This window comes from Tautonia plasticadhaerens (assembly GCF_007752535.1).
GTDB classification, from domain to species: domain Bacteria; phylum Planctomycetota; class Planctomycetia; order Isosphaerales; family Isosphaeraceae; genus Tautonia; species Tautonia plasticadhaerens.
On the sequence record NZ_CP036426.1, the window covers coordinates 3,640,507 to 3,663,995 of the forward strand.

The following is a 23,489-nucleotide window of genomic DNA, read 5'->3' on the forward strand; positions in this document are numbered from 1 at the left end:
ACGAGTCCGATCCGCAACATTTCAGGAGTCGGGGAGATGAGCAAGTCTTACATGCCGGGGATCTGGTCGCATCAGTATGAGGCCCTGCCTCCCGCGGAGAAGGCCGTGATGGCCGGGGAGGTCGACGGGATCTTCCGCAAGCAGACCGGGGTGACCCGGGCGCTGGACCCGGATCGGGACCGCGAGCTGGTGCGCACGTGGCTCCGGATCCGGGACGACCTGATGGCCCGACGCTCGGCCGGGAGCGGGGCCAGGGCCTCCAGGGTCCCCGGCCCTCGGGCCTCCGGCGGGAGCCTGATCACCGGGTCCGTCGGCATCGGGGGCTTCAACTACGAGGGGGACGTCGCCCTCGTGAAGACCCTCCTCAACGAGGTGAAGTCCTCCCTGATCTACGACCCGAAGGAGCTGGGCGAGGTCCTGCCGGACGGCACCATCGCCCTCCGCATCGTCTCCCTCGCCCCGAACGGCGAGGTGACCCCGACGCTGATCGACCACATCCGGCGGTTCCAGCGCCGGGCGGTCGGCATGGCCGACCCCGACGGCCTGGTCGAGCCCGACGGCAAGACCATCCGGGAGCTGACGCGGCACTTCCTCCTCTCCGGCTCCCTCCTCCGGCTGAAGGACAAGGACGTCGAGGCGAGGCTCCATCCCGACTCCGTCCACACGATCCGGGGCGGCCCGCCGATGCTCGACGGCCTCCAGTTCAGGCGAGGCCAGGTCATCAACGGGCTGGACGGCAAGCGGCTGCTCCTCTCCATCACCGCCCAGGAGGCGGTCTTCATGCTGCTCGACCGCTCGGGGCCCGGCGGCAAGATGGAGGACCTCGACCCGATGCGAGGGGCGATCGGCGGCTTCTACGCCCAGTCGACCGACGCCTTCGTCGGCGAGTACGAGACCTTCTTCTGGCGCGACCTCTCGAAGAAGCTCGCCCCGATCCAGACGATGATCGAGGTCGAGGTGAACCTGCTCATGGCGATCGGCACGGCCATGACCGGCACGGCCATCTTCTACGCCGGCTTCACCCTCTCGGACTTCATCGCGCGGAACCGCCACAAGTTCACGCACTGGATCGCCATCGTCGGGGCGGTCCTCGACGCCCGGGAGGATCTCCAGCGCCTCGCCCCCACCCTCTACGACAACCTCTTCGACGCCCTGTTCTCCTTCTACCTCCGCAGCCTCAAGCCGGGGAACGTCTCCAAGGTGGTCGGCGCGATCCTCGGCAAGGGCGGGGAACGCCTCGTCCGGGGCAAGATCAACGTCCTCCTCTCGGCGATCACGCTCATCCTGGGGGTGGTCGTCGCCCTGCTCCAGAACATCGCCGACTCGCTCTCGAGGGCCGAGTCGATCTACAACCAGGGGATGCGCACCCTCGTGGCCGACCTGCGCGACCAGGGCGTCACCGTGACTCCCCGGGAGCAGGCCGCCATCTTCGACGAGATCCGCGCCCATCCGCAGGAGATCCGGGACGTCTTCACGCGGTTGCACACCAAGGTCGACGAGCACGCCCGCCTGGCCCAGTAGGACCGGGGAATCCAGGCGGGTCCGCCTCGTGCCCGGACCGAGGCCGGTGCCCGGTCAGAGGACCGGGCCGAGCATGGCGACGGTGTTGTTCCAGAGGCGTCGGCGCCTGGGCCAGCGCGTCACCTGCTCGGCCGAGACGGGGCGGGAGGAGGAGAGGTATGCTTGCTGGCGGGCCCGGACCTCGGCCGTCAGCCCGGGGTCGTAGAAGAGGATGTTGTTCTCGAAGTTCAGCTCGAAGCTGCGGCGGTCCATGTTGGCCGAGCCGATCAGCGTGACCTCGCCGTCGATCGTCAGCGACTTGGTGTGCAGCAGGCCCCCCTCGTATTCGAAGATCCGGACGCCGGCGGCCAGCAGGTCGGCGTAGTAGCTGCGGCTGGCGGCCCCGACGATCCAGGAGTCGTTCCGGGCCGGGAAGATGATGGTGGTGGGCACCCCCCGCCTCGCGGCGGCGCACAGGGCGGCCTGCATCGCCTCGTCGGGCACGTAGTAGGGGGTGGTGATGACCAGCTCCCGGCGGGCGGAGTACATCAGCGTCTCGAACAGCTCGGGCATGGCCGAGGGGCGGACCGTCGGCCCGGTGCCCACCACCTGGGCCGTCAGGCCGGGCTCGGGGGTCGGCATCGGCCGCAGCAGCAGGTCGTCGAGGCCTTCCCCCGTCCCCGAGGTCCAGTCCGAGGCGAAGAGGAACTGGTTCTGACGGGCGATCGGCCCCTCGAACCGGATCACCGCGTCGACCCAGGGGGCGTACTTCGCCTTCACCAGGAAGGCCGGGTCGGCGCAGTTCTGGCTGCCGCAGTAGGTGATCCGGTCGTCGATCACCACCACCTTCCGGTGGTTCCTCAGGTCGACCCTCCCTTTGATCGGCCCCAGCAGCGGGTTGCCGATCGGCAAGGCCGCCGCCAGCCGGACGCCCGACTCCCGCATGGCCTGCCAGTGCCCCGAGCCGATCATGGCCCGGGAGCCCAGCCCGTCGGCCATCGCCCGGCAGGCCACCCCCCGGGCGGCGGCCCGCTTCATCGCCTCGACGACCTTCAGGCCGTTGGTGTCCGCCAGCCAGATGTAGAAGAGCAGGTGGACGTGGTCCCGGGCGGCGTCGATGTCCGAGACGATGGCGTCGATCGCCGAGTCCGAGTCGGCCATCATCCGCCCCCGGCTGCCGCCGATCGGCCCGAAGCCGTTGATCGTCTCGCCGAGCCGGAAGAGGTGTTCCCAGTGCTCCGGAACGTCCGGCCTCAGGCCCGCCTCGCCCGACCCGGGGGCGTCCGAGATCCGGGGCATCGCCGCGAGCACCTCCCGCATCCGCCCCACCCGACGCCGGCCGACGTTCACCTCCCCCAGCAGCAGGTAGGCCACGATCCCGACCACCGGCGCCGCCAGGATGACCAGGATCCAGGCGATCCGGGAGGCCGGCTCGCGGTGCGGCCTCAGCAGCACCCGGACGCAAAGCGAAAGTTGGATCAGGAGGTGGATCGCGGCGATGAGCGCCGAAGTGAGAAGCGGCCCGGGCATCGATCGTCCCTCGCTCCCCGCCTCCGGCCCGACGTCGCCGGCCGACTCGGGGCCGACCCGGCCCGCATCGCCCCGGCCGGGGAGGGCCGGGGGCGGCCGATCATCCTAATCGCTCTGCCCCCCAGGCGACACGCAGTCCCGCCGTCGGGGGCGTCGATCACCTCGACGGGCCGTTTCCGAGCAGGCCCGTCGGCCTTTTCCCGGTGACCCCCTCCGGATCGATCGGACCGACCGGGCCTCGACGCCCGGCCCCCGCGATGCGAAGCTGGGATCCGGGGCCCTGGGCCGGGGCTCATCACCTCGACGGAGGCCGGACATGCCGATGCGAACGCCCCGGATCCCCGACGCCCTCCGGATCGCTCCCCGGCTCGACGAGGCCGTCCGGCCGGGGCCTCCCCGGCGCAGATCGGCCCTGCTGATCAACCCGTTCTACCCCAAGGACCCGCACGCCAGCTTCGGCAAGCACGTCCTGACCCCCTCGCTCGCCCTGACCAGCATCGCCGGGGCGACCCCGGCGGACTGGGAGGTGTCCTACTGGGACGAGAACCTGCTCCAGGGACCGCCCCCCTGGGACCCGTTCCCCCAGGTGGTCGGGATCACCGTCCACCTGACCTTCGCCGACCGCGCCTATGAACTCGCTCGGTGGTATCGGGCCCGAGGGGCCGTGGTCGTCATGGGAGGGTTGCACGCCCTGTCCTGCCCGGAGGAGGTTACCCCCCATGCCGATTCGATCGTGATCGGCGAGGGCGTCCAGGTCTGGCCCCAGGTCCTCCGGGACGTCGAGTCGGGCTCGCTCCGATCGGTCTACCGGGGCAGCGATCGACGCCCCTACCGCGAGGACCCTCCCCCCCGACGCGACCTGCTCCCCCGCCGATCCTTCCTGACCACCACCAGCCTGATCGCCTCGAGGGGCTGCCACAACCGCTGCGGGTTCTGCTACCTGGCGACCGACGGCCTGGAGATGCCCTATCAGGTCCGGGATGTCGAGCAGGTCGTCGAGGAGTTCCGGGGGGACGGCCAGCCGTACGCGGTGTTCACCGACAACAACCTCGGCTCCCGGCCCCGGTACCTGAGGGCCCTCTGCCAGGCCCTCCGCCCCCTGGAGGCGATCTGGAGCGCCGCCGTCTCGATCGACGTGACCGACGACCCGTCGCTGGTCCGGGAGATGGCGCTGGCCGGCTGCACCGGGGTCTTCATCGGCTTCGAGTCCCTCTCCGGGCGGAACCTCGCCGAGGCGAGGAAGAAGACGCCGAGCCCGACAGACTACGCCAGGAGGGTCCGGATGCTGCACGAGCACGGCATCCAGGTCAACGGCAGCTTCGTGCTGGGCTTCGACCACGACCGCCGGGACGTCTTCGATCGGACCGTCGGCTGGATCGAGGACGCCCGGCTGGAGTGCGCCACCTTCCACATTCTGACCCCCTATCCGGGCACGCCCCTGTTCCGCCAGATGGAGGCCGAGGGTCGGCTCCTGCACCGGGACTGGTCGAGGTACGACACGGCCCACGTCGTCTTCCTCCCCCGGCACATGGCCCCCGAGGAGCTGTTCGAGGGGTATGCGTCGTGCTACCGCCGCCTCTTCTCGCACGGCTCGATCTGGCGACGACGGCCGGAGGACTGGCGGGCCGTGCCGCCCTACCTGGCGATGGCCTACCTGTACAAGCGGTCGAATTGGCTCTGGCACCGGCTCATCCAGTCCCGGATGACCGGGCCGGTCTGGCGGCCCCTGGTGGAGTGGACGAGGCGACGCCACCTCCGATTTCGGCGCCGGCTCGGGGCCTGCCCCACCTTCCCCGACGGCGAGATGGCCGGCTCGGTCGTCCCCGCCGGGGTCTGATCTCCTCAAGGCCCGGGTGGGGGTCGTCGTCGCTGTCCTCGACCTGGAGGAAGCGGCCATTCGGCCCGCCCCTCCCGGGCGAAGCCCGAGGGCCAGGCCCCCCGGACGATCAGCGTGATGCCCTCCAGGGCCGCCAGGACGACGGCCCCTTCGGAGGGGCGTCTGGGTCAGGACACGACGGACTCCGTCCCGGGCGGGCCGGCGGGCGAATCGGCGTCGGTCGCCCCGGGGCGAGCCCGACGAAATGTCGGGCAATGCCCGCCTCAAGGAGGCTGTCGCGGCTCCCCTCATGCCAGCCCGACTCGCCCCCGAGCCGGCCGACCGGGCCGGCCCGATCATGGGGCCTCCCCCGATCGGGCCGCCGCCGGCCGACGACGATCCCGGCGATCGGCCAGCAGGCGAGCAGGGCGACGCCGACGGCCGAGCCCGCCCGGCCGACCCTCAGGCTCGTCGGGTCGAACCGGAAGCGGACCCGACGGCTCCCGGGCCCGACGACGCAGGCCATCAGGTCCCCGTAGGCCGGCAGGACCTCGGCCGGCTCCCCGTCCACCTCGGCCCGCCAGCCGGGGTGGTGACGCTCGGCGAGGACGAGGAGCTGCCGGGAATCGGCCTCGACCGCCACCTCGATCTCGACCGCCCCCCGGCCGACGACCCGGGCCCGGCCCGGCTCGCCGCCCGACAGCGAGACCGGCCGGTCGACGATCGCCGTCGTCCCGGGATCGATCCGCTCAATGTCTCGCCTCGGGTCCTTGCTCGGCACGGCCTGGGTGACCAGCCGGGCCATCGCCAGCGGGTCGGGGGCCGGTCGCCAGGACCCCGGCTCGGATTCCCCCCGGACCTGGCCGACGCCGGCGACCCGGAGCGCGGCCGGGCGCCCGTAGTCGAGGACGCCCCTCGGCCGCATCGAGCTGTAGCCGTCGACCAGGGAGCCCCCGCCCATCATCAGCAGGTTCGTGCCCCCCCGGGTCCTCGCCCCCCCGGGATCCCCGGGAGGGGGCGGGTCGAGGCCGACCACCGAGGCGATCGGCAGGGGGGGGATGCGTCGGAGCATCCCCTCGACCCCGTAGGTCGCCTGGTCCGAGGCGGTCAGCAGGACGAGGACGACCAGGGCGCCGGGCCTGCCCCGGGCCGAGCCCAGGCCGGCGAGCGTCGCCCCGGCGAACAGCAGCGGCCCGGTGCGGATCGCCTCGCCCGACCCGACGAGCCCCCCCAGCACGCCCGACCCCCGGGCGGCCCCGAAGGCGGCGGCGGCGAGCAGGCTCAGGGCCAGCGGCGGGGCCATCGGCCAGAGCTGCCCCCAGGGGAGCCGGCCCCGACGGTCCCGGACCCGGGCGAGGTCCGCGAAGGCGACCGCCGCCAGCACGGCCGAGGCCAGGTGAACCAGCACGATCGCCCGGGAAGGGCACCGGAACAGGCCGACGACCGGCAGCCGTTCGCAGGCCAGGCCCGCCGGCGTGTACCGGCCGACCGCGAGCACCAGGCCGACCGCGCCGAGCAGGCCGGCCCATCGGGTCAGGCCCGGCCACCGGGACGCCCGGGCCCTCGACAGCGCCCAGGCGGCGAGGACCGTCACCGCCGCCGTGTTGTAGAGCCCGAACTCGTGCGTCGGCCAGGGGCCCCCGTGGTCGAGGCCACCGAAGTACCGGGCCCGGAACCCGTACGGCGAGACGAGCTGCACGAGGTTCGCCGGGTGGAGCGGGTTAATGGCCGCGAATCGGGTCGTCGGGTCGTTCCGGGTCGACCCGGAGAAGTGGGCGAGCGTGGGGAGCACCTGCGAGGCCGAGACGAGCAGCCCGAGCGCCTTCGAGGCGGCCAGCCCGGCCCATCGCCCGGCCGCCGGGCCCGCCGGATGCCGGGACAGCCAGGCGGCGTAGAGCAGCTCCGCCAGCCCCGAGAGCCAGACGAGCTGCGGGTGACCGATCCACAGTTGCGACGCCGTCAGCGCCGAGACGCCCGCCCACGCCGCCGAGGCCCGGCCGGGCCCCTCGGCCCTCCAGGCCCAATCGATCGCCGCCAGCAGCCAGGGGATGTGGGCCACCACGGCGACCATGTTCAGGTGGAAGTAGTGGAGCAGGTTGAACCCCGAGAACGCGAAGACCAGCCCCCCGAACAGCGCCGAGTCGCCCGGCAGGCCCCTCAGGCGGAGCATCAGGGCCGTGCCGGCGAACAGGGCGGGGTAGCTCAGCAGCAGCTCGAGGTTGAACGCCGGGCCCAGCGGCAGCGTCCCGTAGAGGAGGCGGTGGGCCGGGTGGTCGAGCCCCGCCTGCCCCTCCCCCTGGAGGTAGAAGCCGCAGAACAGGCCTGGCAGCCAGGCCGGGTCGTCCCCCTCGGCCAGGCATCGGGCGAGGAAGTGCCGGAGGGGCAGGTGGAAGCCGCCGAGGTCGTCCTCGTGGTAGACGAGGCCCCAGGCCATCGGCAGCGCCATCACCCCCCACAGCGTCCCCGCCGCGGCGAGGACCGCCAGCCCCCTCAGCCTGGCCGGGTCGACTTCCCGAGTCCCGAGTCCGAACACGCCCCGCGCCCCGCCCGAAGCCCGATCGATCCCCCGTCATCTGTCACGCCGGGGCAGATGATCGGGGATCGCCTCCCCCTGTCAAGGCGAGCCGCCCCGGGGCCCCCCCGCGCCCGGGCCCGTTCGGGCCCGGGGCGCCGACCATCCCTTCGCCTCGAAGCCCCCGAATCCGATTGTGGAGACAGGGCGGGCGAGCGATGATCGGGGGCATCCGGGCCGAGGGGCGATCGGGGGGCCGGGCGTCCGGGCGCTCCCGCGCCGGAGGGGAGGCAGCGATGTCCAACAAGGCCGCGAAGATCGTCGAGGTCGCCAAGCGACACGTCGGGAGCGCCCTGTGGGCCTACTCGGTCGAGAAGGGCGACTTCGGCAAGAACACGAACAAGTGCAACCTGTTCGTCTACGACGTGATGGTCGAGGCCGACGCCCGTCCCCTCCCCGTCGTCTCGAGGCGGATCTTCTGGACGCGCCCGCCGCTGGCCCGGGAGTGGGCCGACCCGGCGGTCGAGATCGAGGGCTGGGACGTGGTCTCGAGCCCCGAGCCGGGGGACGTGATCTCCGAGGCCCACGAGTACGCCGACGCGACCGGTCACGTCGGCATCGTCGTCGGCCCCGGGGAGACGGTCTCCGCCGCGTCGAACGCCGTGCTCCGGAACGACTGGGGGTTCCGCCAGGGCCAGAAGCCGACCTACCGCCGCCTCAGTCGCCCGCTCGCCGGCCACATGACCGGCCCCCCCGGGAGGCGCGAGTATCATCCGCCCGGCGGCGGCGGCCGCATCCCGGAATGGTGATCCTACGGCTTCAGAGAGGGGGCCGGTCACCCGTCGTATCCTGGGGCTTGCCTCGGGCTGGTCGAACTCTCGCCCTAGAACGACCAGATCAGGGGCACGAGGATCGTCGCCGAGACCCAGAGCAGCAGGTTCAGCGGCACGCCGACGCGGACGAAGTCGCCGTAGCGATACCCGCCGGGGCCGTAGACCATCATGTGGGTCTGGTAGCCGATCGGCGAGGCGAAGGCGAACGAGGCGGCCAGGGTGATGGCGATGACGAACGGCCGGGGCTCCACCCCCAGCACCCGGGCCGACTCCAGCGCCAGCGGGAAGGCCAGGGCCGCGGCGGCGTTGTTGGTGACCAGCTCGTTGAGGATCATCGTGCCGAAGTAGAGGGCCGCCAGGGTGGCGACCGGGCCGAGGGAGCGGGTCAGCGAGACGAGCAGCTCGGCCCCGGCGGCGGCGGCGCCGGTCTTGGACATCGCCTCGGCCAGGGCGAGCGACGAGGCGATCGCCAGCAGGACCGGCCACTCGACCGACCGCAGGGCGTCGTTGCGGTTCAGGCACCGGGAGGCGACCATCAGGCCCCCGGCCAGCAGGGCCGCCACCGCCGGCTCGACCAAGCCCGAGGCGATCGCCAGGACGAGCAGGCCCGTGATCGCCGCCGCGATCCCGGCGAGGCGGTGCCGGGGGGTGGTCGAGCCCTCGACCTCGGAGACGAGGTAGAAGTCCCGGTGGTCCCGGAAGCCCCGGCTGAAGTCGGGGCCGACCTGCAACAGCAGGGTGTCCCCCGGGCGGAGGACGATGTCCCCCACCTTGCCGGTCAGGCGGTCGCCGTTGCGGTGCACGGCCACCACGGCGGCGTCGTACATGCCCCGGAACCCCGCCTCCCGGACGCTGGTGTTCACCAGCGGGGAGGCCGAGCTGACCACCGCCTCGCAGAGCCGGTGCCCGGGGCGGTCGACCCCCGAGCCCCCGGAGATCTCGTAGTCGGGCTGCGCGGCGGGCATCAGGCCGGGGATCTTCTCCAGCTCGGTGATCGTGGAGACGTCCCCGGTGAACACCAGGCGGTCCCCGGCGTGGATCTCCACGTCCGGCTCGACCGGGCCGATCGCCTCGCCGTCGCGGTCGATCTCGATCAGGAAGAGGCCCGGCAGGTGCCTCAGCCCCGCCTCCTCGACCGTCTTGCCCACGAGCTTGCACTCGGGGGCCACCCGCAACTCCGAGAGGTACTCCCGCCTTGACTCGCTGAGCTGCTGGCGGACGTCCTTGCGCTCGGGCATCAGCCGGGGGGCGACCCAGAGCAGGTACGCGGCGCCGACCAGGGCGCAGGGGATCCCCGCGTAGCCCAGCTCCAGGAACCCCAGCCCCGACGCCCCCTGCTTCAGCAGCAGCCCGTGCACGACGAGGTTCGTGCTGGTGCCGATCAGCGTGCAGCAGCCCCCCAGGATCGACAGGAACGACAGGTGCATCAGCAGCGTCGAGGGGGAGACGCGCATCCGGCGGCACCAGTCGACCACCACCGGCATCAGCATCGCCACGATCGGCGTGTTGTTCACCACCGCCGAGCTGGGGATCACCAGCCCCGCCAGCCTCGCCCTCGCCCCCCGGGCCGTGCCCACCCGGCCCAGCAGCCGGTCGCCGACCACGTCCAGCACTCCCGTCTCCCGCAAGGCCGCGGCCACCACGAACATCCCGGCCACGGTCAGCACCCCGGGGTTGGCGAACCCGGCGAACGCCTCGGCCGGCTCCAGCACGCCCACCAGCGCCAGCAGCACCGCCGCCCCCAGGAACACCACGTCCGGCGACGCCCAGTCCCGCACCAGCGTCAGCAGCACCGCCGCCGTCAGCCCCAGGGTGAACCAGGCCCCGAAGCCCAGCCCACCGGCGTCACCGGCACCCCCCGGCGCCACCCCCTCGGGCCCGGCCATCGCGACCCCGCCCCCGGCCCAGAGCAAGACGACCCCCGTCAGGACGATCAGCGGCAACCATCGAGGAGGCGGCATGGGCGGGCGAGACCGGGGGATGGACGGGGATCGTGAATCGACGGCCGGCTAATCTATCCCATCTTGATCGGGATGTGCAAGATCGTTGCCGGCGTCGTTGCCGGCGGTGAACGTCTCGTGAAACCCCTGGGAAGGGGGGCGGAACTGCTGGCGATCCGGCGCGCGACGGCGTTCAATGGGCGGCGACCCCTCGACTTCGGTCGAGGGCCTCGCCGCTCCCGATCGACCCCAACCGGAGGACGACCACGCCATGAGGGGAACCCCCTTCGCCGGATGCCTCGCCGCCGCCGCCCTGGCCCTGGCGACGGCCATGCCCGCCCCCCCGACCCGGGCCACCGACCTCGTCACGCTCTCCCCCCAGACCTGGGACTCCTACGCCCCGGTCGGCAAGGAGGCCGACGCCATCTACGGCGACTTCGCGCTCCGCAACGACCGGGTGGTCGCCGTGATCGCCCGGCCGGTCCGGATGCGGAACGCGAACATGACGGTCCGGGACGTCGGCGGCATGATCATCGACCTGGCCCGCCGGGACTCCGAGGGCGGCGACCAGCTCCAGGCCTTCTACGCCGCCTCCCCCACCAACGACTTCCAGTTCGCCGGGGTCGAGGTGGACGAGCCCGAGATCTTCGACGTCGAGCGGAACGAGCCCGACGGCACCAACCGGGCCCGCCCGTCGATGCTCGTCCGGGCCCGGTCGATCACCCTGAGGCTCATCTCGAAGCCCCGGCCCGACCGCCCGACCGTCGAGCTGCGTTACACCCTGGGCGACGACGCCGACGCCGTCACCGTCGAGACGACCTGGACCAACGACACCGGCCGGGATCTGGCGATCGAGCCCGCCGACGCGCTCCGGGCCGAGCGGACCTTCGAGAAGGCCCCCGACGGCTCCTCCTCGCTCTTCTGGGTCGCCGACGCCCACTTCGGCCAGGCCTACGGCGTCCTGCCCGAGGGGGTGGAGGTCTCCTCGAAGTCCGACGCGAGGTACTCGTACCTCGACTACCCGATCGGCGGGTCCGACGAGGTGGTGCTGGGGCCCGGCGAATCCACCTCGCTCTCACGGCGCCTCGTGCCGGCCGCCGACCTCTTCGAGGTCCGGGCCGTGGCGGCCGAAGCCCAGGGCGTCGAGCAGTCCGAGGGGAGCCTGGTCGTCCGGGACGAGTCCGGCGCCCCGGTCGAAGGGGCCGACGTCCTGCTCCGGGTCGACGGCGAGCTCTATGCCCGGGGCCGCACCGACGCCGAGGGCCGACTCTCCGGCCGGCTCCCGGCGGGGATGGAGGGCGAGCCCGAGGTCGTCGCCCCCTGGGGAGACTCGACCACCGAGTTCGAGCCGCTCGACGGCGAGCCGGGCACCTACGTCGCCACCCTGCCCCAGCCCGGCTACGTCGTCGCCGAGATCTCCGGCGAGGACGGCGGGCCGATCCCCTGCAAGGTCCAGTTCAAGGGGAAAAACGGCACCGAGTCCCCCGACTTCGGCCCCGACTCCGGCGAGGTCGCCGTCGGCAACCTCTACTACTCCCACGACGGCCGGTTCCGGCAGGCCCTCGCGCCGGGCCAGTACGACGTGATCATCAGCTACGGGCCCGAGTATGACGCCGTGTTCACCGAGTTGGCGGTCGATCGGGGCGCCGAGGCCGGGCTGACGGCCACCCTGGTGCGCACCGTCGACACGACCGGCTGGGTCAGCTCCGACTTCCACAGCCACTCCACGCCCTCGGGGGACAACACCGCCAGCCAGCTCGGCCGCGTGCTGAACCTGCTCTGCGAGCACGTCGAGTTCGCCCCCTGCACCGAGCACAACCGCCTCTCGACCTACGTCCCCCACCTCCGGGCGCTGGGCGTCGAGCGGCTGATGGCCACCTGCACGGGCCTGGAGCTGACCAACCGCCCCCTGCCGCTGAACCACCAGAACGCCTTCCCCCTGGCCCTCCGCGAGCACACCCAGGACGGCGGCGCCCCGACGATCGACGACGACCCCGAGACGCAGATCGAGCGCCTCGCCCTCTGGGACGGCCACAGCGACAAGCTCGTCCAGGTCAACCACCCCGACCTCGGCCACATGTTCTTCGACCGCAACGGCGACGGCCAGCAGGACCAGGGCTTCCGGGGCATGTTCGGCCACATGGACGTGATCGAGGTCCACCCGCTCCACACCATCTTCGAGCCGGCCTCGATCGACCGCGACGGCCGGTCGTACAACAACACGATCGTCAACTGGATGCAGCTGCTCAACCAGGGGCACCGCATCCCCGGCGTCGTCAACACCGACGCCCACTACAACCTCCACGGCTCCGGCTGGCTGCGGAACGACCTGAAGAGCCCGACCGACGACCCGTCCGAGATCGACGTCATGGACGTCGTCCACGCCGCCGAGGCCGGCCAGGTCGTCATGACCAGCGGCCCCTTCCTGGAGGTCGTCGCCCGCTCCGACGGCGCCGAGGCGATCCCCGGCGGCGACCTGGAACTGGCCGGGGGCTCGGCCACGCTCCGCGTGAAGGTCCAGTGCCCGAACTGGTTCGACGTCGACCGCGTCCAGGTCTTCCTCAACGGCAAGCCGTCCGAGGACCTGGACTTCACCCGGGAGTCGACCCCCGACGCCTTCTCCTCCGAGGGGGCCGTCCGGTTCGACCGCGAGATCCCGCTGACGCTCGACGAGGACACCCACGTCATCGTCGCCACGATCGGCGAGGGGTCCTCGCTCGGCCCCGTCTTCGGCGAGGGCGGCCACGCCGACGACAAGCCCGTCGCCGTGTCCAACCCCATCTTCATCGACGCCGACGGCGACGGCTTCGAGCCGAACGGGGACACCCTCGGCGCCCCGCTGCCGACCAAGGAGAACTGACCCGCCCCCGTCCCGATCGGCCCTCCCCGGGGCGTCCCCCCGGGGTGGGCCTTCCCTCCCCCCGCACCCTGGCCCCCTCGCCTCCCCGATGGTTCAATGGGGTCGTGCCGGCCCTCCGGCCCCGGTCGTGCCGCCTCGGATGCCCCCGGCAATGGGCGGATGCCCGATCGCCGAATCCGCGATCGCGATCCGTCGGGATCGATCCTCGGCCATGGATCTCCGCCCTCCGCCGCGCCACCCGGAGGCGACCCTCGCCCTCGCCCCGAACCAGCCTCGGTGACCACCATGCTCCCCACGCTCCTGCTCGCCTCCGCCCTCGCCGGCCCGGTCGACGACGGCCCCCGGACCTACGACGTCGTCGTCTACGGCGGCACCTCGGCCGGCATCGCCGCCGCGGTGCAGGCCGACCGCATGGGCAAGTCGGTCGTGGTCGTCTCGCCCGACGTCCACCTCGGCGGCCTCTCCAGCGGCGGCCTCGGCTGGACCGACTCCGGCCGCAAGGAGACCATCGGCGGCCTCTCCCGCGAGTTCTACCACCGCGTCTGGCAGCACTACCAGAACGACGACGCCTGGCGGTGGCAGTCGCGGGACGCCTACGGCAACCGGGGCCAGGGCACCCCCGCCATCGACGGCAGTCAGCGCACCATGTGGATCTTCGAGCCCCACGTCGCCGAACAGGTCTTCGAGGACCTCGTCGCCGAGCACGACATCCCCGTCGTCCGGGACGCCTGGCTCGACCGGGAAGACGGCGTGGCGAAGGAGGGCGACCGGATCGCCGCCATCACCACCCTCGACGGCCGCACCTTCGCCGGCACGCAGTTCATCGACGCCTCGTATGAGGGCGACCTGATGGCCGCCGCCGGCGTCTCCACCACCGTCGGCCGTGAGTCCAATTCCAAATATGGCGAAACGCTCAACGGCGTCCAGGCCCGACGCGCCGTCAGCCACCAGTTCGATTTCCCGGTCGACCCCTACGTCGTCCCCGGCGACCCCTCCAGCGGCCTGCTCCCCCGGATCCACCCCGGGGGCCCCGGCGAGGAGGGCGAGGGGGACGACCGCCTCCAGGCCTACTGCTTCCGGATGTGCCTGACCGACCACCCCGACAACCGCGTCCCCTTCGAAAAGCCCGAGGGCTACGACCCGGCCGAATACGAACTGCTCGGCCGATACCTCCGGGGCGGCTGGAAGGGCGTCTTCAACAAGTTCGACCCCATCCCCAACCGCAAGACCGACACCAATAACCACGGCGCCTTCTCCACCGACAACATCGGCCGGAACTACGACTACCCCGAGGCCTCCTACGACCGTCGCCGCGAGATCATCGCCGAGCACGAGCAGTATCAAAAGGGCCTGATGTACTTCCTCGCCAACGACCCCGGCGTCCCCGAGGACATCCGGTCGAAGGCCGCCGGCTACGGCCTCTCGCGCGACGAGTTCACCGACAACGGCCACTGGCCGCACCAGATCTACGTCCGGGAGGCCCGCCGGCTGGTCTCCGACTTCGTCATGACCGAGCGCCACCTGCGGGGCCTGGAGCCCACCCCCGACCCCGTCGGCATGGGCTCCTACAACATGGACTCCCACAACGTCCAGCGCTACGTCGACGAGAACGGCCACGCCCGGAACGAGGGGGACATCCAGATCAGCCCCGGCGGCCCCTATCCCATCAGCTATCGCGCCCTCGTCCCGAGGCGGGAGGAGTGCACCAACCTCGTCGTCCCGGTCTGCCTCTCCTCCTCGCACATCGCGTATGGCTCGATCCGGATGGAGCCGGTCTTCATGATCCTCGGCCAGTCGGCCGCCACCGCCGCCTGCCTGGCGATTGACCACGACACCCCCGTCCAGGCGATCCCCGCCGACGCCTTCCGCGACCGCCTCCTCGCCGACGGCCAGGTCATCGACCTGCCCGACTCCACCGCCCACCGCCCCAGCGTCACCCTCCAGTCCTCCGACCTCCCCGGCGTCGTCGTCGACGACGCCGACGCCGACCTGACCGGCCCCTGGTCCACCGGCGCCGCGTTGCACCCCTTCGTCGACCTCGGCTACCGCCACGACGGCGACTCGGCCAAGGGCTCCAAGCACGCCACCTTCCGCACCCCCCTCGGCCCCGGCCGCTACGAGGTCCGCATCTCGTACGTCCCCTCCTCCAACCGGGCGAGCAACGTCCCCGTGACGATCCGCCACGCCGGGGGCGCCGCCGAACTCACCCTCGACCAGCGCCGCCCCCCCGCCGATCCCCCCTTCCACCCCCTCGGCACCTTCGACTTCGACGCCGAGGCCGCCGTCGAGATCCGCACCGAAGCCACCGACGGCCACGTCATCCTCGACGCCGTCCAGTTCCTGCCGAAATGACCCCGCCCCGGCCCGGTCGTACGAGACCGACGGGCGACGAGTGATGGAATCGACTTGTCTCGGACCTTCGGAGATAATCCTCCAGTGCAATCGTGATTTCGGCGCGATGATGCTGGAGGATTATCGCTGGTGAGCACGCTGATCGTCCGCGACGTGAGCGAAGGTGATGGCCACCGATTCCAGGTGATCCGGGATAGAGACTTCAAGGCCACCAATTCGGCCTCCATCCCTTCCCCCATCGGCTTCCCGGTCGAGGGCAGGCCGAACAGCGAGCTGATGCGGGACCTCCGGTGGTACCTGGAACGCTTCCTCGACTACCCGTTCCCCCCGCAGACCGACGTCGCCGACCGCGTCCGGGCCGCCCTGAAAGGCTGGGGTGAAACGGCTTTCACCGCCCTCTTCGGCGCCGGCCAGGGGAACACATTCTTCCACGACGCCACCCGAGACGGCCTGGACCGGCTCCACTTGCGAATCTCCAGCGACGACCCCCGCGTGCTAGGCTGGCCTTGGGAGGCGCTACTCGACCCGCAATCCGGCTTCCTGGCCCCGGCCTGCCAGATTGAGCGGCAGCTCAACACCACCCGAGACCCCGCCCCCCTGCCCGACGCGCTGCCGAACGATCGGATCAACATCCTCCTCGTCACCTGTCGGCCGTTCGAGGCCGACGTCTCCTACCGGTCCCTTTCCCGCCCGCTGGTCGAGATGGTGGTCAACCAGAACCTCCCCGCCGAGGTCACGGTCCTCCGCCCGCCGACCTTCGACCGCCTCCGCGAGCACCTGCTGCACGAGCGGCCCGGCTACTATCAGGTCGTCCACTTCGACGGCCACGGAGCCTACCAGGCCGAGGCGGTCGGGCCTATCGACCAGCATCAGTTGAAGGGCCCGATTGGCAAGCTCGCCTTCGAGGACGTCGAGGGCAAGCCCGACTTGAAAGACGCCGAGCAGCTCGCCCTCCTGCTGCGCGAGTGCCGCATCACGGCCGTGGTCATGAACGCCTGCCAGTCGGGCATGGTAGACCATCAGGCGGCCGACCCCTTCGCCTCGGTGGCGGCGGCCATGCTCCGGGCGGGGGTGCGAAGCGTGGTGGCGATGGCCTACTCGCTCTACGTCAGCGGAGCCCAGCAGTTCCTCCCCGGCTTCTACCGCGCCCTGTTCCGCACCGGAGACATCGCCCAGGCTACCCGGGCTGGCCGCCAGCAGATGCTCGCCTACAAGGGCCGCGTCTGCGTCCGGGGCCGTTTCGACCTCGACGACTGGCTCGTGCCGGTCGTCTACCAGCAGGAGGCGCTCGCCCTCCCGTTCGCCTCCCAGGCCCGCACCCATCGCCCCCCGACCGACGCCGATGCCCTGCCCCCAGAGGCCCGGGACGACGAGAACCCCTATGGCTTCGTCGGCCGAGACGGGCCGATCCTAGTGCTGGAGCGGGCGATGCACCTCCCACGAGCCGGCATCCTGATCCAGGGGCTCGGCGGGGTCGGAAAGACCACTCTTGCCCGAGGGTTCGTCCGCTGGCTCAAGGACACCGGCGGCCTCGGCCGGGGCTGCTTCTGGTTCACGTTCCAGGGCATCCGCACTGCCGAGTACGTCATCAACCGCATGGTCGAGGCCCTGATCGGCACCGACGCTATCCCGCTGCCGCTGGAGACCAAGCTCGACCGCCTCATCGCCCTCCTCAAGGCCGATCGCGTCCTCGTCGTCTGGGACAACTTCGAGACCGTCCGCGGCATCCCCGGTACTCCCGTCGAGGCCAGCCTCCCGGCCGAGGATCAAGAACTCCTCCGTTCGCTCCTCCGCCGCCTCCGCGACGGCAAGAGCAAGGTCCTCATCACTAGCCGCAGCACCGAGGACTGGCTGGGCGACAGCCGCCTCAAGATCGGCCTCGGCGGCCTGGCCGGCGAGGAACGCTGGGACTACTGCGAGACGATCCTCCGCGACCTCGGCAAGTCGATCAACCGCGACGACCCCGACCTCGGCGCCCTCATGGACCTCCTCGCCGGCCACCCGCTCGCCATGCGGGTCCTCCTCCCCCGACTCGAAGACCAGACCGCCGCCCAGCTCGTCCTCACGATCCGCGACAACCTCTCCGCCCTCGGCCCTAGCGGCGACGAGATCCAGGACACGCTCTTCGCCACCCTCCGCTTCGCCGTGGACTCTCTCCCCGATGATCTTCGTCCGCTCCTGATCCTCCTTGCCTTGCACGAGCACTTTGTCGATGCAGATTCTCTGGAAGCGATGGCGAAGGATGTGGACAAGTCCTGGACCCGAGACCGCATCGACCAGTTCGTCTCCATCCTCTCCAACGCCGGGCTCCTGCGTAATCGCGGGCTGGCGATCTACGAGATCCATCCTGCCCTGACCGGCTTCCTCCGCTCGACCTCATCGACCTCGGCCGCGGCCGCCCGCGATCCGTGGTGCCGGGCATTTTCTAAGGTGATAGGATCCATAGGTGTTCGTGTCATCGGGTGTCCCGTCCACGAGCAGCGCGGGCCGTTCTCGGTCCATTCGACAAACTTCAATCGCGCTTGGGAGGAGGCAAGCAGGTTGGAGATGGACCGGATTGCCACAGGCTTGGTCGCGACCCTGGCATCCTATGCCCAGAATACGTGGAACTTCCAGCACGCCGAACGATTGTTGCAACGGCTCACTGAGTCTCGACTTGTCAGGGAGAATGAAAGACTTAGAGCCGGCTACTATCACCAACTGGGGGTTGTGGCCCAGCTCCGCTGGGATCTGGACGCCGCCGAACGCTGGTATGCCAAGGCCCTGGAGATCAAGGAGCGGTTGGGCGTCGAGGCCGGCCCCGCAGCTACCTATCACCAACTGGGAATGGTGGCCCAGCTCCGCTGGGATCTGGACGCCGCCGAACGCTGGTATGCCAGGGCCCTGGAGAGCTTCGAGCGGCTGAGCGTCGGGCCCGGCCGCGCGTGTTCCTACCACCAGTTGGGGACAGTAGCCCAGGACCGGGAGGATCTGGACGCCGCCGAACGCTGGTACACAAAGGCCTTGGAGATCTCCGAGCGGCTGGGCGACGAGCCCAGGGCCGCAGGCACCTACCATCAGCTGGGGAGGGTGGCCCAGGACCGGGGGGACCTGGACGACGCCGAACGCTGGTATGTGCGCTCCCTGGAAATCAAGGAGCGGTTGGGCGACGAGGCTGGGGTCTCTCTCGCCTATCACCAGTTGGGGATCGTGGCCCAGCTCCGCTGGGATCTGGACGCCGCCGAATGCTGGTATGCGCGTTCCCTGGAGATCTCCGAGCGGCTGGGCGACGAGGCCGGGGCCGCGCGCACCTACACCAATCTGGGGATCGTGGTCCAGGACCGGGGAGACCAAGGCGCCGCCGAACGCTGGTACACAAAGGCCCTGACTGTATGGACGAAAACGGGCAATGAACAAGAAAGGGAGAACACTCAGAGATTGCTAGACAAACTGCGGGACGGCTCCGCGTCGTAAGCCCCTGTTTCGACCAGTGGCATTTCCCCAATGAGGTGCACCCATGCTCGACGACCAGATTCGGCAGCTCAAGGACGACGAGGCCATTCGCATCCTGGAAGCGGTGGCCGACGCGAAACTGAACCTGGATGAGCAGGATTTCCAGACGGCGCTGACACCGGACCTGGGGCAGGCCCTCCGGGAGGAGTTCGCGGTGGAGCTGGGGGAAGAGACGATGACTAGCGCGGGGGATCTGGCCCGCGAGGCGTTGATCGTCCTGGCCGAGGACGAGGCCGAACGCCCGGCCCTGGAGGCCTTCCTCCGCAATCCGTCGGCCGCCCCGAGCCGGATGGTCCTGCTGGAGGCCGCCGGGACGACCGCCATCGTCGTCGCCGCCCTGGTCGCCCTCCAGACCCGCGTGACGATCCGGCGCGACACCAAGGGCAACCTCTCCTGGACAATCGACAAGAAGCCGACCGAGATCCCCCTCCTCAAGCCGCTCGTGGCCAGGCTCACCGCGCTCCTCGGCTGATCGCCGGCTTGCGGCACGTCCGTCCGTCGTCCTCGGGGACAGTGACCTGAGCGTTCCTCGAAGCGTCGTCCGATGAGGACCCCGAGGTCGCCGGCCGAACTCGCCTCGATTTCTTGTGAGTGGATTTCCACATTGCCACGATACTTCTTGTGTGGGGCCGTGCTGCGTGCCCCGGTCTGACCCTCCCGGGTGGACCCTCGTTCCTTGGCAATGCGATGGCGATGGAGACGGCAACGAGGTTCGATCTCGATCGGATTGCGCGCCCCTATTCCCGTCGGCTCTGCCAGGCTTACCTCCTCCCCCTGTTAAGGCCGCTCGGGCAGCGAGGGTCGTCTGCAAGTGATCTCCCGAAACGAACCAGGGCTCATTCGCGATATCATTGACGGGGAAGCGAGTTGCGTCATCTCGACTTGGCGTTTCGTTGCGCACCGTCCGGCGAAACCGAGGCGCACCCGGAGGATCGAGGGGGCCGCTTCGGACTGCTCGGGGTGTCTGGCGGGGTGGGATCGGGGCGATGCGCGGAGCGAACCCGTTTGGTTTGGCGAAATCAATTACAGGTCAAGATGTTACGGTGATCACGGCTCGGCGTGCCCGGCGCACCGGTCGGAATCGGCCAGCCTGCGGGCGTCCGTAATCGGGCCTGGGAGCCGGGGCGGGGAGTGGCGATCGGGACGACCCGGGGGAGACGGCGGGTCGCGGCGCGGACCGAACTCATTTGAATTCCTGGAATCGCTTTTGGGTTCAGGAGTTGCGTTGATCGAGGGTGGCGCGCCGAGGCGCACCGAGCCGGGACCGGGCGGCTCGGCGGCGAAAGATCGGCCCGCGAGAAGCCCAGCAAGGTCAGGTCCCGGGGGCGGCCGGATGAGGACAGGTCGTGAGGGGTGCGGGGGGAGGGGCTCGGGGCGTACGCATTGGCAGGGGGTTGCGGCGGCGGATACAACGGATGAAGAGGAACCGGGGATGACGGTGCCCGTTGGCGTGTCGGCGGGGCACCCCCGACCGCGAACCGGGCCAACCGGACCGACCCATGGCCGGACCCCGCATTCGAACCGAGGAGGCCCGGCGGCCCGGCCCCGGCCCCCGGGTGGAGCGGCTCGAAGGCAAGGTCCTGCCGACGAGCTTCACCATGACCTCGCCGACGAGCCGGGGGCCGTTGCCCGACGGGGTGACGGAGGTGGGGGGGATCGTCCTGGACCTGGTCGGCGGCAACGGGGCGAGGGTGGTCGCCCAGGTCGGGGCCGGGGACCTGTTCGTCGGGGCCTTCGACGACGGCAGCCCGGCCGAGTTCCGGGGCAACCCGGGGACGATCGGGGAGCGGTCGGGGTTCTCCCCCGAGGTCGTCGACGCCCTCGGCGGCGAGCTGGCCGAGCTGGCCGTCCGGATCACCCTCTTCGACGGCGACACCGGGCCCGGCGACTTCGACGACGACGGCCGGAACCTCCTGCTGATCAACGGGGAGCCCGTCGGCCGGTTCGACGAGGTCGCCACCGAGCAGACCGACGAGTCGGGCCGGCGGTCGATCTCGACCAACCCGGGGGGCGGCTTCCGGGACGAAGTGCTCGACACCGGTTTCTTCCACCTGACCGACCGGGCCGCCCTGGCCCGGATCCTCGACTCGATCCGGGAGGCCGGGACGGCCTCCTTCCAGCTTTGGGACGAGACGCCGTTCGACAACTTCTTCGACTTCACGAGCGGCCTCGACGGCGGCCTGATCGACGGCGACCGCCCCCCCGAGCCCGAGAACCGGCCCCCGACCCTGGAGTCGCTCCGGCTCGACGGCCCCGCCCTGGAAGGGACCCCGGCCCGGTTCGTCGCGGCCGGCTCCGACCCCGATCCGGGAGACGTGTTAACCTATGAATTCGACTTCGACGGCGACGGCCGCTTCGAGGTCTCCTCCCCCCTCGGCGAGGCGACGGCCACGTTCCCCGACGACGGCCCCGCGTTCGTCTCCGCCCGGGTCCTCGATGGCCGGGGGGGCGAGGCCCGGTCCTCCCTGCCCGTGGTCGTCGGCAACGTCTCCCCGGCGGTCCGGGGGCCGTCCGAACAGGAGTCCTCGGAGGGTTCGGAGACAAGCTTCTCCCTGGGATCCTTCGACGACCCGGGGCTCGAAGGCGAGTGGACGGTGTCGGTGGACTGGGGGGACGGCTCCCCGGCCGAGGCCTTCGAGGTCGAGGAGGCCGGCCCCCTGGGCCTGAGGCCGCACCGATACGAGCAGGACGGGACCTACGAGGTGACGGTCCGGGTCGGGGACGGCGAGGGGCAGGGCGAGGCGACCTCCCGGGTCCGGGTCCGGAACGAGGGGCCGAGGCTGTCGGGCGCCTCGGCGCCGGGGAGGGTCGAACTCGGGGGGCCGATCGACCTGCAAGCGGGCTTCTCCGACCCCGGCCGGCTCGACGCCTTCCGGGCGACGATCGACTGGGGCGACGGGGTCATCAGCCGGATCGACCTCCCCCCCGGCTCGACCTCGGTCTCGGCCCAGCACGAGATCGGCCGGGCCGGGACCTACGCGATCACCCTGACCGTGGCCGACGACCGGGGATCGGCCGCGACGGTGAGCCTGCCCGTCTCGGTCGTTTCCCCCGAGCCCCCGGCCCCTCCGCCCCCCCCGCCGACGAGCTCGCCGGGATCGTCGGCCGACCGGGCGTTGGCGGAGGCCCTGCTGCCGAGCGGCCCGGGATCGGCCCCGAGGGCGGCTGGCGGCCCGATCCCCGAGGTCCCGTCGACGCCGGCCCCGGCCGTCGGCGTCCCGGTCGCGACCCTCCAGGCCCCGCAGGCCCCGCACGCCCAGTCGGCGTCCGTCTCCCCGGACCTGCCCCTTGTGCTCCCCCTTTCGACCGCCCCCGGAGGCTCGCCGACGCCCCCCCCGCCGGCCCCCGGGGCCGACGACTCCCCGGTGGCCGAGGCCGAGGTCGAGGCCGAAGCGGCCCCGATGCTCGCGGCCCAGGGAGGGGAGGGGCCGGGCGTGGCCGACCCGGACGCCCCCGCCACGGTCCGGGAGACGGGGTTCGTCTCGTCGCAGGCCCCGGCCCCGGGGGCCGAGGCCGCCGGGGGGGACGGGTCGGCGTCCCCGGGGGGAGACGGATCGGGGTCTCGGGGGGCCCGGGTGATGGTGCTGATCGTCGCCATGCTCGGCCTCCGACGCCGTCGCCCCCTCACCGCGAGGCGGCTGACCGGGGCCGCGATCCGGAGGGGCGCCGGGCGATGATGAGCCGATCGGACCCCCCGGGCCGCTCCCTTGCCGCCGAGGGCGCCGTCGAGCACACTCCCCGGGGCGAAGGCCCCGGGCCGGACCCGACGCCCCCCCGAGCCGAGGACGCCATGTCGAGCCCGAGCCAGGACTCCTCCCCGCCCGACCCGGTCGGCCAGGAGCTGCTCTTCTTCGGCAACGAGGAGATCCTCCGGGGCTCCGACAACGGCACGCTGGTCGCCTTCGCCGCCATCGCCTTCCAGGAGCTGAGGGGGGGCGGCGAGTCGGTCCACCGCGTCGGCTGCATCTTCCTGCTCTTCAGCGTCCTGTTCTGCGCCCTGGTCCACTTCGCGCTGGGGAACGCCTATATATACCGGGCCCGGTCGATGATCCGCCGCCAGCCCTCGTCCAGGCCCCGCCGCCGGGCGGTGTTCCGGGTGGTGAACCTGGGGCTGGTCTGGGTGACGGTCCTCTCCCAGTTCGCCTGCCTCGCGGTGGGGCTGCTGCTGATCCTGCCCGAGCGGCCCCCCGGCCTGCTCGTCCGCCACCTGCTGCCGCTGTTCGAGTAGCCCCCCAGGCGGGGGAATCCCCTTGCGCGTTGCATCGGCCGGGATGACGGGACAGAAGCGATCGAGCGCCGGCCCAGATCCCCTTCCCCCCTCCGACGGCCCTCCCGATCGCGGAGATCGGAGGCCCCCCGAGAGGCGCCCGCCATGATCCCCCTGCGATCGGCCGCCCGCCCGACCACGCGAAGCCCTGCCATGATCGCCCCGATGCCCCCGCCGTCGTCCTCGACCCGATCGGCCGGGCCACCGACGCCTACGGCGTGACCTCGATCCCGACCCTGGTGCTCATCGACCGGGCGGGGACGGTGTGGGCCGTCCACCTCGGCGCGGGGGAGGCGGTGCTCGACGCCCTCCGGGACGAGATCGACGCCCTCCTCGACGGCCTCCCTCGACCGTCCCCGACGGGGGACCGTTGACGGCCCCCAAGGG

At 71.5% G+C, this 23,489-nt stretch carries 13 protein-coding genes; 10 read left to right on the plus strand and 3 right to left on the minus strand.

The window, feature by feature from the left end; genetic code table 11:
- Positions 1–36 precede the first annotated feature (36 nt).
- A complete protein-coding gene (locus tag ElP_RS14490; RefSeq protein ID WP_145270412.1) occupies positions 37–1,521 on the plus strand; it encodes a hypothetical protein in 1,485 nt (494 codons plus the stop codon).
- Positions 1,522–1,575: 54 nt separating this feature from the next.
- On the opposite strand, the gene cls is transcribed toward ElP_RS14490, so the two are convergent.
- Positions 1,576–3,030 (minus strand): cardiolipin synthase, encoded by a 1,455-nt coding sequence (gene cls / locus ElP_RS14495; protein WP_145270414.1) that lies wholly within the window; start codon positions 3,028–3,030, stop codon positions 1,576–1,578.
- A 316-nt stretch (positions 3,031–3,346) separates the two neighbouring features.
- Between cls and ElP_RS14500 the strand changes: the two genes are divergently transcribed.
- Positions 3,347–4,867 (plus strand): B12-binding domain-containing radical SAM protein, encoded by a 1,521-nt coding sequence (locus ElP_RS14500; RefSeq protein ID WP_145270416.1) that lies wholly within the window; start codon positions 3,347–3,349, stop codon positions 4,865–4,867.
- Positions 4,868–4,976: 109 nt separating this feature from the next.
- Here the strand turns inward: ElP_RS14500 and ElP_RS14505 are convergent, their stop codons facing one another.
- Entirely contained in the window at positions 4,977–7,379 is a 2,403-nt protein-coding gene (locus tag ElP_RS14505; RefSeq protein WP_145270419.1) for a hypothetical protein, read from the minus strand.
- Between the two features lie 275 nt (positions 7,380–7,654).
- Between ElP_RS14505 and ElP_RS14510 the strand changes: the two genes are divergently transcribed.
- Complete coding sequence (locus ElP_RS14510) at positions 7,655–8,167, plus strand: hypothetical protein (protein WP_145270421.1); 513 nt, start codon at positions 7,655–7,657, stop codon at positions 8,165–8,167.
- Positions 8,168–8,241: 74 nt separating this feature from the next.
- Here the strand turns inward: ElP_RS14510 and ElP_RS14515 are convergent, their stop codons facing one another.
- A complete protein-coding gene (locus tag ElP_RS14515; RefSeq protein ID WP_145270422.1) occupies positions 8,242–10,152 on the minus strand; it encodes an SLC13 family permease in 1,911 nt (636 codons plus the stop codon).
- 250 nt (positions 10,153–10,402) lie between these two features.
- Between ElP_RS14515 and ElP_RS14520 the strand changes: the two genes are divergently transcribed.
- The 7 genes from ElP_RS14520 to ElP_RS38090 all read left to right on the plus strand — a co-directional run bounded on the left by ElP_RS14520 (position 10,403) and on the right by ElP_RS38090 (position 23,476).
- Positions 10,403–12,991 carry a CehA/McbA family metallohydrolase gene (locus ElP_RS14520; RefSeq protein ID WP_145270424.1) on the plus strand — a complete coding sequence of 863 codons (2,589 nt, stop codon included), beginning with the start codon at positions 10,403–10,405 and terminating at the stop codon, positions 12,989–12,991.
- A 285-nt stretch (positions 12,992–13,276) separates the two neighbouring features.
- On the plus strand, positions 13,277–15,343 hold the full coding sequence (locus ElP_RS14525) for an FAD-dependent oxidoreductase (protein WP_145278437.1): 2,067 nt from the start codon (positions 13,277–13,279) through the stop codon (positions 15,341–15,343).
- Positions 15,344–15,472: 129 nt separating this feature from the next.
- Positions 15,473–18,796: a tetratricopeptide repeat protein gene (locus tag ElP_RS14530; RefSeq protein WP_145270426.1), complete on the plus strand. Its 3,324-nt coding sequence runs from the start codon at positions 15,473–15,475 to the stop codon at positions 18,794–18,796.
- Positions 18,797–18,839: 43 nt separating this feature from the next.
- Positions 18,840–19,307, plus strand: coding sequence for a hypothetical protein (locus ElP_RS14535; protein WP_145270428.1), 468 nt, complete (start codon positions 18,840–18,842; stop codon positions 19,305–19,307).
- 1,027 nt (positions 19,308–20,334) lie between these two features.
- Positions 20,335–22,512, plus strand: a complete 2,178-nt coding sequence (locus tag ElP_RS14540) for a PKD domain-containing protein (RefSeq protein WP_145270430.1) — start codon at positions 20,335–20,337, stop codon at positions 22,510–22,512.
- Complete coding sequence (locus tag ElP_RS14545; RefSeq protein ID WP_145270432.1) at positions 22,509–23,063, plus strand: hypothetical protein; 555 nt, start codon at positions 22,509–22,511, stop codon at positions 23,061–23,063. Before ElP_RS14540 ends, ElP_RS14545 begins: the two co-directional genes overlap by 4 nt.
- Before the next feature lie 257 nt (positions 23,064–23,320).
- Positions 23,321–23,476, plus strand: a complete 156-nt coding sequence (locus ElP_RS38090) for a hypothetical protein (protein WP_197446989.1) — start codon at positions 23,321–23,323, stop codon at positions 23,474–23,476.
- The last annotated feature ends 13 nt before the right edge of the window (positions 23,477–23,489 follow it).

Bases quoted from the DNA above. Each gene is read 5' to 3' on its own strand.
- ElP_RS14535 (WP_145270428.1), top strand. From the start codon at position 18,840: ATGCTCGACGACCAGATTCGGCAGCTCAAGGACGACGAGGCCATTCGC.
- ElP_RS14490 (WP_145270412.1), top strand. From the start codon at position 37: ATGAGCAAGTCTTACATGCCGGGGATCTGGTCGCATCAGTATGAGGCC.
- ElP_RS14520 (WP_145270424.1), top strand. From the start codon at position 10,403: ATGAGGGGAACCCCCTTCGCCGGATGCCTCGCCGCCGCCGCCCTGGCC.
- ElP_RS14540 (WP_145270430.1), top strand. From the start codon at position 20,335: ATGGCCGGACCCCGCATTCGAACCGAGGAGGCCCGGCGGCCCGGCCCC.
- ElP_RS14510 (WP_145270421.1), top strand. From the start codon at position 7,655: ATGTCCAACAAGGCCGCGAAGATCGTCGAGGTCGCCAAGCGACACGTC.
- ElP_RS14515 (WP_145270422.1), bottom strand. From the start codon at position 10,152: ATGCCGCCTCCTCGATGGTTGCCGCTGATCGTCCTGACGGGGGTCGTC.
- ElP_RS14525 (WP_145278437.1), top strand. From the start codon at position 13,277: ATGCTCCCCACGCTCCTGCTCGCCTCCGCCCTCGCCGGCCCGGTCGAC.
- ElP_RS14545 (WP_145270432.1), top strand. From the start codon at position 22,509: ATGATGAGCCGATCGGACCCCCCGGGCCGCTCCCTTGCCGCCGAGGGC.
- cls (WP_145270414.1), bottom strand. From the start codon at position 3,030: ATGCCCGGGCCGCTTCTCACTTCGGCGCTCATCGCCGCGATCCACCTC.
- ElP_RS14500 (WP_145270416.1), top strand. From the start codon at position 3,347: ATGCCGATGCGAACGCCCCGGATCCCCGACGCCCTCCGGATCGCTCCC.